We start from the raw sequence: 12,901 nt of genomic DNA on the forward strand, positions 1-12,901 counted from the left end.
AATCATCTACGCCTGCTTCGGCTGGTCACAGTCCGAGCGCGCCACGCAGATGTTCCGCGACCTCGCCGCCGCTATGCCTCGATCGGGGCGTACCAGTCGGCATTCGTGAGCAGCACCCGCGTGCCCAGGTCCCGATTCCATTCCGGCTCGATACCGTGCCGCCGCAGGACGGGGAACACCACGTCGCCGAGCAGGCGCGTCACCTCGGCCGCGTAGAGGTCTTCCTTCGCGTCTTCGCTGAGCGCGTCGTAGGCGGCCTCATCGAAGTTCTCCGGCGGAAACGCGCCGTAACCGATGTAGGTCTCCCCGGCCTCGACGAGACGGTCGGTGTCCTGCTGGTGGAAGTACACGTAACCCGTCCAGTGGCGGCTGTCGTCGCGCTCGCCCCAGATCTCGCCGGACGCACAGCTGCCGCAGCAGGAGAAGTCCGCGCGGGCGACCACACCGTTGGCATTGAGCTCCTCGAACGCGGCGATCGTGCGGGAGGTGTACGCGCCGATCTCCGTCTGCTGGCGCAGCCGGGCGGTGCGGAGCGCGGCGAACGCCGCCCCGAGCTGCTCCTCGGTGAGGTCGTAGTCGTCGCCGTAGAAGTCGATGAAATCGTCGGCGTCACCTCGGCCGGAGATCAGCTGATCCCAGATCTGCCGGGTCACCTCGGCACGGCCGTCCTCGTCGAGGGGCAGGTCGGGAAGGACGGCGTAGGGCGGGATCGCGTTCGGATTCGACAACGCGCTCACAGCGCCACCTCCATACAACGAGCGGAACCGGGCGAATCACCAGGCAGCGACGATGGTAGCTCCGTCGACCGACAGATCGGTACGCAGGCCGCGACACGCGCCGACTGAGCTGACCGCCACCGACGCGATCCAGTTGACGCCAGGCGCAACGACATCGAGGTCGACGATCGGCTTCGCGGCGTCGGCCGCCCGTCGACCACGACCCGGCCTTCGGCTACTCGTTCTTCATGGACCGGCGGATCTCGTCGAGCCGGTCGTGGGCGGCCTTCTCCCGCGCCTGCCACTGCTCGTCGAGGTCGCGGCCGACCTGGCTGTCCCGCTCGAGCTCCTCCGAGCCCAGCGCGGTCCCGAAGCGGTCCTCGATCCTGTCGCGGACACGATCGAACGTCGGGACGCCGCCGTCGGTGTAATCGGGCGACGGAGTCGCGGCGGTGCCCATCGTCATCGGGGGCGGAACCTCCGGTGGAGCGGTGGGCCGGGACGGGTCCGGCGGGATGTCGGGCGTGTAGCCGCCGCCCGCGGAGAGCGCGGCGGCGGCCGCGTGCACCGGTGCCAGTCCGGGGCGAGCCGTCGTCGCCGCGAGCACGACGGCCAGCAACTGGACGTCGTCGAGGCCACGCAGGTGCGCGAGTGTCTCGTCCATATCGACCATGAGGGACTCCTCCCGATAGCACCTTCCAGGCTACCGAGAGGAGCCCCTCGTCGGTCGATCTCCGATATCAGCCGCGGAGCACGGCTCCCACCGAATCCGCAGCGGCAGCGACGGCTGCGTCACGTGCCGCGCTGGCCTCGTCCTCGGTCAGCGTGCGATCGGCGCCACGGAAGCGCAGCGCGAACGCCAGCGACTTGCGGCCCTCGCCCACCTGCTCGCCCTCGAACACGTCGAACAGGCGAATGTCCTCGAGCAGCTCGCCGCCACCCGAGCGGAGCGCGGCCTCGACGTCCGCGGCCGGCACCGACTTGTCGACGACCACCGCGACGTCCTGCAGGACGGCCGGGAACGGCGACACCCGCGGCGACGGCAGCACCTCGGCGATCGGCAGGGCGTCGAGATCGACCTCCACCGCGCACGTCCGCGCCGGGAGACCTGCACGCTCGAGCACCGCCGGATGCAGCTCACCGGCATGGCCGACGACGGCGCCGTCGAACAGCACCTCGGCGCAGCGACCCGGATGCCACGGCAGGTACTGCGCGGCACGCAGTTCCACCGTGACGCCGGCGGCGTCGGCGATCGTGCGGACCGCGGCGAACGCGTCCGACGCGTCGGCGGCGCGACCTGTGCCCCAGGGACCGGACGGCTCCCGCTGACCCGCCAGGACGACGGCCACATGCAGCGGCTGCGCCGGCAGCGACTTCAGCAGTTCGGCGATCTGCTCGTCGGTGGGACGACGGTCCACCGGGAGCGCCTCGACCGGCTTGGTGTCCGGACCCGGCTCGACGACCTGCGCGATGCCGTACAGCGCCAGGTCGCGCTGGCCGCGAGAGGTGTTGCGCGCCAAGACCTCCAGCATGCCGGGCAGCAGCGTGGTGGCCAGTTCGGGGCGATCCGACTCGAGCGGGTTGAGCACCTTGGAGGTGTTGCGACGCGGGTCGTCGGCGTCGAGTCCCCATGTGTCGAACACCGCGTGCGGCAGGAACACCGGCGGCAGGATCTCCACGTACCCGGACGCCGCCAGGGTGCGTCCGACGGCGCGGCGACGACGCTGCTGCGGGGTCAGTCCCCGGCCCGCGGGTGCCTGCGGCAGCACCGACGGAATCTGCTCGAGACCCTCGAGGCGCAGCACCTCCTCCACCAGGTCGGCGGGCTGTGCCACGTCGGGACGCCACGACGGCGGGGTCACGACCAACTGGCCGTGTCCGGTCTCGCTGACGCCGACCTCGACGGTGCAGCCGATCTGCGTCAGACGACGTGCGGCGGTGCCGTTCGGGTAGGTCACGCCCGCGACGCGGTCCGGCAGATCGATGTCCATGCGGATCCGACCCGCCGGGGTCACGCCGCCGACATCGCTGAGGACGGGCTCGATGGTGCCGCCCGCGATCTCCACGAGGAGCGCGGCCGCGCGATCGAGTGCCGGCAGTGCCACCGCTGGGTCGACGATCCGCTCGTAGCGCTTGCTGGCCTCGCTCGTCAGCTTGTGACGGCGCGCGGTCTTGAACACCGCCAGCGGATCCCACGTCGCCGACTCCAGCAGGATGTCGGTAGTGCCGTCGTGGACCTCGGCGCTCGCACCACCCATGACACCGGCGAGCGAGATCGCGCCGGAGTTGTCGGCGATGACGACGTCCTCGGCGTCGAGGGCGCGCTCCACACCGTCGAGGGTGGTCAGCTTCTCCCCCGCTTCGGCACGGCGGACGACGAGACCGCCGTCGACCTTCGCGGCGTCGAACGCGTGCAGCGGCTGGCCGAGCTCGAGCAGGACGTAGTTGGTGACGTCGACGGCCGGGGAGATCGGACGCACGCCCGACAGCAGCAGTCGCCGTTGCAGCCACCACGGGCTGACGGCCTTGGGGTCGATGCCGGTGATCCGGCGCGCCGTGAACCGGGTGGCCTTCGACTCGGGCTGCAGCTCGATCGGCCACGCCTCGCCGCCCTCGGCGGGCAGCGCAGGGACGACGGCCGGGTCGGCGAACTCGAGGTCGAACCCACACGCGAGCTCACGGGTCAGACCGCGGACCGAGAAGCAGTAGCCGCGGTCCGGGGTGATGTTGAGCTCGATGATCGTGTCGTCGAGACCGAGCAGCTCGTTGGCGTCGGTACCCGGCTCGGCGGTGCCCGGCTCGAGGACCAGGATCCCCGAGTGGTCCTTACCGATGCCCAGCTCGGACGCCGAGCACATCATGCCGTTGGACACCTGGCCGTACGTCTTACGAGACGCGATCGCGAAGCCACCGGGCAGCACGGCGCCGGGCAGGGCCGCGACGACCAGGTCGCCCTCGGCGAAGTTGCGTGCACCGCAGACGATCTCCTGCGGCGCGTCGGCACCGACGTCGACCTTGCAGAAGCGGATCGGCTTCTTGAACTCGGTGAGTTCGGTGATCTCCAGGACACGACCCACCACCAGCGGACCGGATACCGGCTCGAGGGTGTCGACCTCCTCGACTTCGAGACCGACGCGGACGAACCCGGCGTCCAGTTCCTCGGCGCTCACCTGCCACTCGGGGGTCGCCCGCTGCAGGATCTCGGTCAGCCACGATTGCGCTACTCGCACGTCTTCTCAGCTCTCTCGCTCGTGAAGTCTGTGTTCTCTGGGCGTTCCGCATGCTCCACGCCGCTCATGTCCTCTGGGCATTCCGCAGGCCCCACGCCTCATGCCTGCACACCGAAGGGCAGCGTGAATCGCACGTCGCCCTCGACGATGTCCCGCATGTCCGGGATGCCGTTGCGGAACTGCAGGGTCCGCTCGAGACCCATACCGAACGCGAAACCGGAGTACTCGTCAGGGTCGATCCCGCACGCGCGCAGCACGTTCGGGTTCACCATGCCGCAGCCGCCCCACTCGACCCAGCCGGCGCCGCCCTTCTTGTTCGGGAACCACACGTCGACCTCCGCGGAGGGCTCGGTGAACGGGAAGTAGTTGGGGCGCATACGCGTCCGAGTCTCCGGGCCGAACAGCGCGCGGGCGAACGCATCCAGCGTGCCGCGCAGGTTCGCCATCGTCAGGCCCTTGTCCACGGCGAGACCCTCGACCTGCGAGAACACCGGGGTGTGGGTGGCGTCGAGTTCGTCGGTGCGGAACGTGCGGCCCGGACAGACGACGTAGATCGGCACGTCGCGCTGGAGCATCGTGCGCACCTGCACCGGCGAGGTGTGCGTACGGAGCACCTGGCGCGAGTTCGGCGGAGCGATGTGGAAAGTGTCCTGCATCGTGCGCGCCGGATGATCGGGCAGGAAGTTCAGCGCGTCGAAGTTGAAGTGCTCGGTCTCGACCTCGGGACCCTCGGCGACCTCCCAGCCCATCGCGACGAACACGTCGGCGATCTGGTCCGAGATGATGGTGATCGGGTGCCGCGCACCCGCCGGACGACGATCCGACGGCAGGGTGACGTCGATGGCCTCCGCGACCAGCACGGCGGCGTCGCGCTCGGCGAGCAACACCTCACGGCGCGCATCGAAGGCGGTCGTGACCCGGGTACGCGCGACGTTGACGCGCTTGCCGGCGTCCGCCCGCTCGTTGCCGGGCAGCGCGCCCAGACCACGCTTCGCGAGCGCGATCGGCGCCTTGTCACCGAGGTGTTCGATCTTCGCCTTGGCGAGCGCATCGAGGTCCGCGGCGGCCGCGAAGGCCTCCTCTGCCGCGAGCGCCGCGGCGGCGAGCGCCTCCTCGGTGAGCGCGTTCGCATCGACAGTCGGCGGGGCTACGCCCTCATTCTTGGCCACGACCGGTGCAACTCCTTGTCTATCGATGGATATAGCGCGCGCGAGCACAACACTCGAATCCTAGGCGATTGCCCCAGGACGATTCGAACGAGTTCGAAGACCGGTCACGAGTCCCGATGCTGGACGCGCGCGCTGGCGTACAGGCAGATGGAGGCGGCCGTCGCGAGGTTGAGGCTCTCGGCGCGCCCGCGAATGGGGATCCGCACACGGTGATCGGCCCGCGCCGCGACCGCGGGATCGAGTCCGTGCGCCTCGTTGCCGAACAACCAGGCCGTGGGACGGGCCAGCAGGTCGTCGGCCTCGTCGAGGTCGACCTCACCGTCGGCGGCGGTCGCGAGGATCTGGATGCCGGCGCCCGACAGCGTGTCCAGCACCACGTCGGTGTTCCGCTCGCGCACGATCGGCAGGTGGAACAGACTCCCGGCGGAGGAGCGCACACACTTGCCGTTGTGCGGGTCGACGCTGTCGCCGGCGAGGATCGCCGCGTCGGCGCCCACCGCGTCGGCCACCCGGATGACGGTGCCCGCGTTGCCGGGTTCACCGATCGCCACCGGCACCGCCAGCAGGCGTGTCGTGGAGGACAGCGCGGCGTCCAGCGGCATGTCCAGCAGATCGCAGACCGCGACGACACCCGGCGGGGTGACGGTGTCGCTCAGGGCACGGATCGCACGATCGGTGACGAGCGAGCTGCGGACGCCCGCGACGCGCGCCTTCTCGATCAGATCGGGGTATCGCGCGGCCGCGTTCGCGGTGAAGAAGAGCTCGTGCACCGGCACGGACGCGAGCGCCTCGGTGACCGCGTTCTCACCCTCGGCGAGGAACCGGCCCGCCTTCCTGCGCTCTGCGCCGCGCAGGAGCTTGACAGCAGAAACGACCCGTGGAGTCCGTTCGGTGAACGGATCCACGGGTCGATCCCGGAACTGCTGACTCAGGCCGCTTCTCCGGCCGGAGCGTTGACGTCTGCCGGCAGAGCAGCCTTCGCGACCGCGACCAGGCCGGCGAACGCCTCGGCGTCGGAGACGGCGAGCTCGGCGAGGATCTTGCGGTCGACCTCGACACCCGCAGCCTTGAGGCCCTGGATGAAGCGGTTGTAGGTGATGTCGTTGGCGCGAGCCGCAGCGTTGATACGCGCGATCCACAGCTTCCGGAAGTCGCCCTTGCGCGCGCGACGGTCACGGTAGGCGTAGGTCATCGAGTGGAGCTGCTGCTCCTTGGCCTTGCGGTACAGGCGCGAACGCTGTCCGCGGTAGCCGCTCGAGGCCTCGAGAATCGAACGACGCTTCTTCTGGGCGTTGACTGCCCTCTTTACGCGTGCCACTGCAAAATCCTGTCAATCTTCGGGGCGCTGGTGCTGCCCCGTGTGGTCAGTAGGGGAAGAGCTCAGATGCCGAGCAGGCGCTTGATGCGAGGAGCATCGCTGTCGGCGACGACGGCCTTGCCATCGAGGCGACGGGTCACGCGGGAGCTCTTGTGCTCGAGCAGGTGGCGACGTCCGGCCTTCTGGCGCAGGATCTTTCCGCTACCGGACACCTTGAATCGCTTCGCGGTGCCGCTATGGGTCTTCGACTTGGGCATGGAGTCCTCAGTTCTTGTGTTCTCTGTACTTCGGTCTTGCGTGAAGTGGTCTGGCTAGCTGCTCGGCGCGGGAGCAGCGCCACCGTCACCGGTCGCCGGCTTCGGCGGAACGGCCTGGGCGCCTTCCTGTGCCTTCGCGCGCGTCTTCGCACCCTTGTGCGGGGCCAGCACCATCGTCATGTTTCGACCGTCCTGCTTCGCGGAGGTCTCCACGAAACCGAGGTCGGCGACGTCGGCGCCGAGACGCTGCAGCAGACGGAACCCGAGCTCGGGTCGAGACTGCTCGCGACCACGGAACATGATCGTGACCTTGACCTTGGATCCGGCCTCGAGGAAGCGAATGACGTTCCGCTTCTTGGTCTCGTAATCGTGATCGTCGATCTTCGGGCGGAGCTTCTGCTCCTTGATGACGGTCTGCTGCTGGTTCTTGCGCGATTCGCGCGCCTTCTGCGCCGTCTCGTACTTGAACTTGCCGTAGTCCATGATCTTGCAGACCGGCGGACGGGCATCGGGAGCCACCTCGACGAGGTCGAGGTCTGCCTCGAGGGCGACGCGGAGCGCATCTTCAACACGCACGATCCCAACCTGTTCACCGCCGGGTCCGATGAGGCGAACCTCGGGAACGCGGATGCGATCGTTGATGCGGGTCTCAGTGCTGATGGGGCCTCCTAGGTTGAGCGGTGCAGTCCGGTGACCGCGCCGCAGCCCGTGCGCCCTCTACCCCAACAAGAAAGCCCCGCGTCAGCGACAGAGTCGCCGTGCGGGGCCCGATGTCGACCGGTCACACACCAGCCCCGAGATTTCGGGCCTGCCGTCCCTTCGTGAGATCGAAGGAGCCGCTCGGGAACCGATCTGAACGATCAGCACTGATCCGTGCGGCGACCGGACCACTGAACTGCACCTGACGGCGCCGCGCAGAGGTGGGAGTCGGACTCCACTTTGCTGCCCTGGCCGAGGCCGAGGGCGGTCGTGACGAACAGCGTAGCACCCATCGAGACGCCGATCGAATCGCGCCCGCCCGCGTCACCCTGTCGCGGCGGCCCCCGCACGCGGATGGAATCCTCTTCACCATGACGCAGAACCCCGATCCGGCCGATTCCGTCCAGCACGCCGAGGACGATCTCGACGACGTTCGCGAACTCGCCGAGGTTCCCGCGATCGAGGTGATCAGCCGCGCCGCCGTGATGCTGATGAGCTCGGCCGCCGAGAAGCTCGGCCTGTCGGACGCGGACCCGGACAACAGCCCCCACCTCGACCTCGACGAAGCACGCCGCGTGATCACCGCACTCGCCGGACTGGTCACCGCCTCGGTCGAGTACCTCGGCCCGCACGCCGGCCCGATCCGCGAGGGCCTGCAGGCCCTCCAGCGCGCCTTCCGCGAGGCGTCGGCGCACCCCGACGAGCCCGGCAAGGGCCCGGGCGAGAAGTACACCGGACCGGTCTACTGAGCACCCGCCGGCCCCCGGCCGGCACCGACACCCGGTCGCCGACACGGCACGCGCCCTAACCTGCACACATGGCCGCAACGAACAAGACCCAGGCAACCGACGCGAGCGTCGCAGAGTTCCTCGACAAGGTCGCGGATCCGACCCGGCGGGCCGACGCACTCGAGCTGCGGTCTCTGATGGAGTCGGCGACCGGGGCGCCGGCGACGATGTGGGGCACGAGCATCGTGGGCTTCGGCACGCGGTCCTACCGGTATGCGAGCGGCCGATCGGGCCGGACGCCCCTGATCGGCTTCTCCCCCCGCGCCTCTGCGCTGACTCTGTACCTGACCCTCGACTTCGACGCCGAGGCCGCCGCTCTGGCAGGCCTGGGTCCTCACAAGCTGGGCAAGGGCTGCCTGTACGTGACCCGCCTCGATCGAGTCGACACAGCGACCCTGGTCGACCTGATCGCACGTTCGGTGACTGCAGGTCGCGAACTCGACGAGAACTGAAAGCCCGTCGCCGGGCGGCGCTTTCATACATGCGGCCCGCGCGAACTGGTCAAACGCTCAATTCCAGCGGGCCGCCGAACCGATTCGGCGCAACACGAAGAATCGGTCAGCGGACGTCACACCCGTAACGCCCGTCACATTGGTAGCGTCCACCTCGTGTGATCGAGATCATATACCCTCCCCCACTGGGCCCTCGAGCCTCGAGGGCAGAACCGAAGGAGCTACCCATGGGATCCATCTCCACCATCCTCGGCGGCCTGCTCGGTGCGCTCAGCGGCGGGCACTTCGACATCACGACACTGCGGGGCTCCCTGGCCGGCGGATCGGGCCAGCAGCAGCCCGCTTGATCGAGCGTCGGCTGACAGCTTGACGGCGGTGGGGACCTCGGTCCCCACCGCCGTTCGTGTCTCGAGACCGCGCCACGGTTCCTCGGCGACGGAGTCGCGCCGTTCTATCCGACGGCGGCGGCCTTCTTCACCCGCTTGCGGGGCGCCGCTCCAGCCTTGCAGGCGGCCGCCTTGGGCGCCGCCGCCCCGTTGCCGGCCGCGGATGGCGTTTCCAGAACTTCCTTCAGGAACCGACCGGTGTAACTCTCCGACACTGCCGCAACAGCTTCCGGAGTTCCCTCCGCGACCACCGTCCCGCCACCGGAACCACCTTCGGGTCCCATGTCGACGATCCAGTCGGAGGTCTTGATCACGTCGAGGTTGTGCTCGATCACGATCACCGTGTTGCCCTTGTCCACGAGCCCACCCACGACCTTGAGCAGCTTTCGAATGTCCTCGAAGTGCAGGCCGGTGGTCGGTTCGTCCAGCACGTACACGGTGCGGCCCGTCGACCGCTTCTGCAGTTCGGCGGCGAGCTTGACCCGCTGCGCCTCGCCACCGGAGAGGGTGGGCGCGGGCTGCCCCAGCCGGACATAGCCGAGGCCGACCTCGACGAGCGTCTTCAGGTACCGGTGGATGGACGTCACCGGTTCGAAGAATTCGGCGGCCTCCTCGATCGGCATGTCGAGGACCTCGGCGATTGTCTTGCCCTTGTAGTGCACCTCGAGCGTCTCGCGGTTGTACCGAGCGCCGTGACACACCTCGCACGGAACGTAGACGTCGGGCAGGAAGTTCATTTCGATCTTCAGGGTGCCGTCGCCCGAGCACGCCTCGCAGCGACCGCCCTTGACGTTGAACGAGAACCGGCCCGGCTGGTAGCCACGCACCTTCGCCTCGGTGGTGGCGGCGAACAGGGTCCGGATCTTGTCGAACACGCCGGTGTACGTGGCTGCGTTGGACCGCGGCGTGCGACCGATCGGCGACTGGTCGACCTGCACCAGCTTGTCGAGCTGGTCGAGCCCGTTGATCCGGGTGTGCCGGCCGGGCACCTGACGGGCACCGTTGAGCTTGTTGGCCATCACAGTCGCGAGAATGTCGTTGACCAGTGTCGACTTCCCCGAACCAGAGACGCCGGTGACCGAGGTGAGCACGCCCAGCGGGAAGCTCACATCGATGCCCTTGAGATTGTTCTCGCGAGCGCCGACCACGGTGACCTGACGCTTACGGTCGACGACCCGACGCACGGCCGGCACGTCGATGGTGCTGCGACCGGAGAGGTACGCACCGGTGAGCGATTCCTGGTTGGTCAGTAGTTCCTTGTAGGTACCGCTGTGCACCACCCGGCCGCCGTGCTCACCCGCGAGCGGTCCGATGTCGACGACCCAGTCGGACGTGCGGATGGTGTCCTCGTCGTGCTCGACGACGATGAGCGTGTTTCCGAGGTCGCGGAGACGCGTCAGGGTTTCGATGAGTCGCCGGTTGTCGCGCTGGTGCAGACCGATGGACGGCTCGTCGAGCACGTACAGGACACCGACGAGGCCGGAACCGATCTGCGTCGCCAACCGGATGCGCTGGGCCTCGCCGCCCGACAACGTCCCGGCCGCGCGGGCCAGCGACAAGTACTCGAGTCCGACGTCGAGCAGGAATCCGAGCCGCGCCTGGACCTCCTTGAGGACCTGACCGGCGATGGCCTCCTCGCGGGAACCGAGGGTGAGGCTGTTCAGGAAGGCGGCGCAGTCCGCGATCGACAGCTCGCAGACCTGCGCGATCGACTTCTTGCCGTACGTCGCTGACGCGATCGTGACGGAGAGGATCTCCGGCCGCAGGCGGGCGCCGTTGCACGCGGGACACGGGATGTCGCGCATGTAGCCGTCGTAGCGCTCCTTCATCTGCTCCGACTCGGTCTGTTCGAGCCGACGGTGCAGGAACGGCATGACGCCCTCGAACTCGGCGTAGTACGAGCGGGTGCGGCCGTAGCGGTTCTTGTACTTGACGTGGACCTGCTCGGTGCTCCCCTCGAGGATCGCCTTGCGCGCCTTGGCCGGGAGTTTGTTCCACGGCGTGGTCATGTCGAAGCCCATGATGTCGCCGAGCCCGGACAGCAGGCGCCCGAAGTACTCGGCACTCTGCCCCATCGACCACGGCGCGATGGCGCCGTCCTCGAGCGAGAGCTCGGGATCCGGGACCACCAGGTCGGGGTCGACCTCCTTCCGGATCCCGAGCCCCGTGCACTCCGGGCAAGCGCCGTACGGCGAGTTGAAGGAGAACGAGCGCGGCTCGAGGTCGTCGATCGCCAGCGGGTGGCCGTTGGGGCACGCGAGCTTCTCCGAGAACCGGCGTTCGCGATCGGACGCATTCTCGTCGCGATCGACGAAGTCGAGCACGACGATGCCCTCGGCCAGGCGCAGCGCCGTCTCGACCGAGTCGGTGAGCCGCTGCTTGGAGCTCGCCTTGACGGTCAGGCGGTCGACGACCACCTCGATGTCGTGCTTCTCCTGCTTCTTCAGCTTCGGAGGATCGGTGAGGGGATGAACCACACCATCGACCCGCACCCGCGAGTAGCCCTGCGAGTTGAGCTGCTCGAACAGGTCGACGAACTCGCCCTTACGGGTACGGACCACCGGTGCGAGCACCTGGAAGCGGGTACCCTCCTCCATCTCGAGGACTTGGTCGACGATCTGCTGCGGCGTCTGCCGCGCAATCTGCTCGCCACAGACCGGGCAGTGCGCGGAACCCGCGCGCGCATACAGCAGGCGCAGGTAGTCGTACACCTCCGTGATGGTGCCGACGGTCGACCGCGGGTTGCGGTTGGTCGACTTCTGATCGATCGACACCGCGGGCGACAGGCCCTCGATGAAGTCGACGTCGGGCTTGTCCATCTGGCCGAGGAACTGACGCGCGTACGCGGACAGCGATTCGACGTATCGTCGCTGCCCCTCGGCGAAGATCGTGTCGAACGCGAGGCTGGACTTGCCGGAGCCCGACAGACCCGTGAAGACGATGAGGCTGTCCCGGGGCAGATCGAGATTGATCCCTCGCAGATTGTGCTCACGCGCACCTTGCACGATCAGGCGATCCGCCACACGTAGTCCCTTCTCGGTTTCGACCTTGGCGCGGACACACTCGTCCGGGCGCAGCCCATGGTAGGCGTGGGCACCGACAAACTCCCCGACCAGCAGATTTCCCGGTGATCGGCGGCGGCGATCCGCAACGCCCCGATTCGACGGTAGCCTCCCGATCATGGAGCAGCAGCGCATCATCATCGACGACGACTACACCGGCGACCTGTCCGAGGCCTCGGGCGCCCAGCGTCGTACCGTGCCCGGCGCGACGATCGTCAAGATGTCGGTGGGCCCGATGGACAACAACACGTACCTCGTCACGTGTTCCGAGACCGGAAAGTCGCTGCTCATCGACGCGGCGAACGACGCCGAGCGGATCGCGGCGCTCATCGCGCAGCAGGCGCCCCAGCTCGAGCTGATCGTCACGACCCACCAGCACCACGACCACTGGTTCGCGCTCGCCGAGGTCGCCGGCGGCACTGGTGTTCCCACCGCGGCGCACCCGCTGGACTCGGAGATCCTCTCCGTCACCCCCTCGCGTGCGCTGAACGACGGCGACCTCGTGACGGTGGGCGATCTCACGCTCGAGGTGATCCATCTGGCCGGGCACACGCCAGGTGGGATCACGCTCGCCCTGACCGAGAAGAACGACGGCGGCCGCGTCCACCTGTTCACCGGAGACTCGCTGTTCCCGGGCGGCGTCGGCAAGACCCCGGACGCCGAGCGGTTCACGTCGCTGATGGACGATGTCGAGACCAAGCTGTTCGCCCGTTTCCCCGACGACACCGTCTTCTACCCCGGCCACGGCAAGGACTCCACCCTCGGCGCCGAGCGTCCGCATCTCCAGGAATGGCGCGAACGGGGCTGGTGACCGCCCCCGGTTC

The 12,901-nt window shown here is 68.5% G+C and carries 12 protein-coding genes; 3 read left to right on the forward strand and 9 right to left on the reverse strand.

Annotation, left to right across the window (positions count from 1 at the left end; all coding sequences use genetic code 11):
• Positions 1-71 precede the first annotated feature (71 nt).
• The 8 genes from HUN07_RS14710 to infC form a co-directional block, all read right to left on the reverse strand.
• Complete coding sequence (locus HUN07_RS14710) at positions 72-737, reverse strand: DUF6891 domain-containing protein (RefSeq protein WP_174910517.1); 666 nt, start codon at positions 735-737, stop codon at positions 72-74.
• A 214-nt stretch (positions 738-951) separates the two neighbouring features.
• Positions 952-1,389 carry a PspA/IM30 family protein gene (locus HUN07_RS14715; protein ID WP_174910520.1) on the reverse strand — a complete coding sequence of 146 codons (438 nt, stop codon included), beginning with the start codon at positions 1,387-1,389 and terminating at the stop codon, positions 952-954.
• Between the two features lie 67 nt (positions 1,390-1,456).
• Positions 1,457-3,946 (reverse strand): phenylalanine--tRNA ligase subunit beta, encoded by a 2,490-nt coding sequence (gene pheT, locus HUN07_RS14720; protein WP_174910523.1) that lies wholly within the window; start codon positions 3,944-3,946, stop codon positions 1,457-1,459.
• A gap of 98 nt (positions 3,947-4,044) precedes the next feature.
• Positions 4,045-5,115: a phenylalanine--tRNA ligase subunit alpha gene (gene pheS, locus HUN07_RS14725; protein ID WP_114722854.1), complete on the reverse strand. Its 1,071-nt coding sequence runs from the start codon at positions 5,113-5,115 to the stop codon at positions 4,045-4,047.
• Between the two features lie 104 nt (positions 5,116-5,219).
• Complete coding sequence (locus tag HUN07_RS14730) at positions 5,220-6,020, reverse strand: TrmH family RNA methyltransferase (RefSeq protein ID WP_174910526.1); 801 nt, start codon at positions 6,018-6,020, stop codon at positions 5,220-5,222.
• Between the two features lie 23 nt (positions 6,021-6,043).
• Positions 6,044-6,433, reverse strand: coding sequence for a 50S ribosomal protein L20 (gene rplT / locus HUN07_RS14735; protein WP_174910529.1), 390 nt, complete (start codon positions 6,431-6,433; stop codon positions 6,044-6,046).
• Between the two features lie 62 nt (positions 6,434-6,495).
• Positions 6,496-6,690 carry a 50S ribosomal protein L35 gene (gene rpmI / locus HUN07_RS14740; protein ID WP_114722851.1) on the reverse strand — a complete coding sequence of 65 codons (195 nt, stop codon included), beginning with the start codon at positions 6,688-6,690 and terminating at the stop codon, positions 6,496-6,498.
• Between the two features lie 54 nt (positions 6,691-6,744).
• Complete coding sequence (gene infC / locus HUN07_RS14745) at positions 6,745-7,395, reverse strand: translation initiation factor IF-3 (RefSeq protein WP_174914743.1); 651 nt, start codon at positions 7,393-7,395, stop codon at positions 6,745-6,747.
• A 365-nt stretch (positions 7,396-7,760) separates the two neighbouring features.
• Between infC and HUN07_RS14750 the strand changes: the two genes are divergently transcribed.
• Both HUN07_RS14750 and HUN07_RS14755 read left to right on the forward strand, forming a co-directional pair.
• On the forward strand, positions 7,761-8,138 hold the full coding sequence (locus HUN07_RS14750; protein ID WP_114722886.1) for a DUF1844 domain-containing protein: 378 nt from the start codon (positions 7,761-7,763) through the stop codon (positions 8,136-8,138).
• A 68-nt stretch (positions 8,139-8,206) separates the two neighbouring features.
• The gene (locus HUN07_RS14755) at positions 8,207-8,629 is read left to right on the forward strand and encodes a DUF1801 domain-containing protein (protein WP_174910532.1); all 423 of its coding nucleotides are present in this window, start codon (positions 8,207-8,209) and stop codon (positions 8,627-8,629) included.
• Positions 8,630-9,080: 451 nt separating this feature from the next.
• Here the strand turns inward: HUN07_RS14755 and uvrA are convergent, their stop codons facing one another.
• Positions 9,081-12,038 carry an excinuclease ABC subunit UvrA gene (gene uvrA / locus HUN07_RS14760; RefSeq protein ID WP_174910534.1) on the reverse strand — a complete coding sequence of 986 codons (2,958 nt, stop codon included), beginning with the start codon at positions 12,036-12,038 and terminating at the stop codon, positions 9,081-9,083.
• A 157-nt stretch (positions 12,039-12,195) separates the two neighbouring features.
• Between uvrA and HUN07_RS14765 the strand changes: the two genes are divergently transcribed.
• Positions 12,196-12,888: an MBL fold metallo-hydrolase gene (locus tag HUN07_RS14765; RefSeq protein WP_174910537.1), complete on the forward strand. Its 693-nt coding sequence runs from the start codon at positions 12,196-12,198 to the stop codon at positions 12,886-12,888.
• Positions 12,889-12,901: the final 13 nt, after the last annotated feature.

Source organism: Rhodococcus sp. W8901 (assembly GCF_013348805.1).
GTDB lineage: Bacteria > Actinomycetota > Actinomycetes > Mycobacteriales > Mycobacteriaceae > Prescottella.

Bases quoted from the DNA above. Each gene is read 5' to 3' on its own strand.
- HUN07_RS14715 (WP_174910520.1), bottom strand. From the start codon at position 1,389: ATGGTCGATATGGACGAGACACTCGCGCACCTGCGTGGCCTCGACGAC.
- rpmI (WP_114722851.1), bottom strand. From the start codon at position 6,690: ATGCCCAAGTCGAAGACCCATAGCGGCACCGCGAAGCGATTCAAGGTG.
- HUN07_RS14750 (WP_114722886.1), top strand. From the start codon at position 7,761: ATGACGCAGAACCCCGATCCGGCCGATTCCGTCCAGCACGCCGAGGAC.
- HUN07_RS14755 (WP_174910532.1), top strand. From the start codon at position 8,207: ATGGCCGCAACGAACAAGACCCAGGCAACCGACGCGAGCGTCGCAGAG.
- HUN07_RS14765 (WP_174910537.1), top strand. From the start codon at position 12,196: ATGGAGCAGCAGCGCATCATCATCGACGACGACTACACCGGCGACCTG.